The sequence below is a fragment of the Actinocorallia lasiicapitis genome, assembly GCF_054778695.1.
In genome coordinates this window covers 1-1,027 of the sequence record NZ_BAAGZI010000780.1, presented here as the reverse complement: position 1 = coordinate 1,027, position 1,027 = coordinate 1, and the positions used below count along the sequence as shown (strand labels likewise).

The 1,027-nt window shown below is 75.0% G+C and carries 1 protein-coding gene; it reads left to right on the top strand.

Translation table 11 applies throughout. From position 1 onward, the window contains the following. On the top strand, positions 1-1,027 hold a 1,027-nt coding region (locus ACYVE7_RS34575), incomplete at both ends, for a hypothetical protein (RefSeq protein WP_460370850.1).

Here is a 1,027-nt window from a genome sequence, read left to right as displayed (position 1 = left end):
CCCCGGCGGCTGGCCCGGCTCCACACCCACGCCCACGCCGAGCGCCGCACCGGCCGTTCCATCGCCGCCGACCGCCGGCTGCGATCCGCCGCCCGGGAGATCCTCACCCGGCCCTTCCCCACGAACCCGCTGGGCGGGCTCGAAGAGGACGACTGGCCCGGCGTGGACGCCGCCGAACGTGATCAGGCCGTCGGCTGGCTCAGAGCCCAGCGCAAACCCGAGCAGGACCCCTGGGCCGTGATGAGGTTTCTGTGGCTGGAGCGGCCGTCCACGCCCCTCGTGCGCAGCGGCCAGGTCCCCGCGTGCGCCGCGCCCGCACTGCCCTACGTGGCGAGGCTGGCCGAGGCCGGGTTCCGGCGCGCCGTCCTGTCCTGGGTGATCGCGGACGTCGCGCAGGCGGCGCACCGGCGACGTGACGACGGGGAACGCGAGACCCACGCCGCCGCCGTCCTCGCGTTCACGCGCCTGCTCCGCACGATGGCCACCTGGAACGAGGACGATCGGGGGAACGTTCTCCAAGCCGCCGGACACCTCTTCTCCAGCGGCGGTGACGCGATCCTCCCCGTCCTCCTGGACGTCTGGACGGCGACGCCCGACCGGGGGATCCTCCGCGCCCTGTTCAACCTCGACGAACAGGCGGCCGTGAAGGCGTCGCAGGAGGCGCTCGGCCACGACGATCCCGGGATCGTCGCCGTGGCCGTCGGCAACCTGGTCGCCGCCGGCCGGCCGTGGACTCCCGAGCTCGCCGAACGGCTGCTCACCTGCCGCGAGCACGCCAGCGAGACCGAGCGCGTCGTGGATCTCCTTCGCGAACGCGGCGACATCGCGGGGGCCTGCGCCCTCCTCGCGACGGCCATCGAGACCGGCGCTCCCGTGGCGTTGCCGCATCTGATCGACGCCGCCGAGGGGCTGTGCGGCCGTTCCCGCTCCGCGTTCGGGGCCCTGCTGCCGTCGGTGACGGGGGCGCTCGCCGTGGGCGGCGACACGGCTAAGGCTGCCGCGCACCTGCTGAGGGCCCACGGCACCG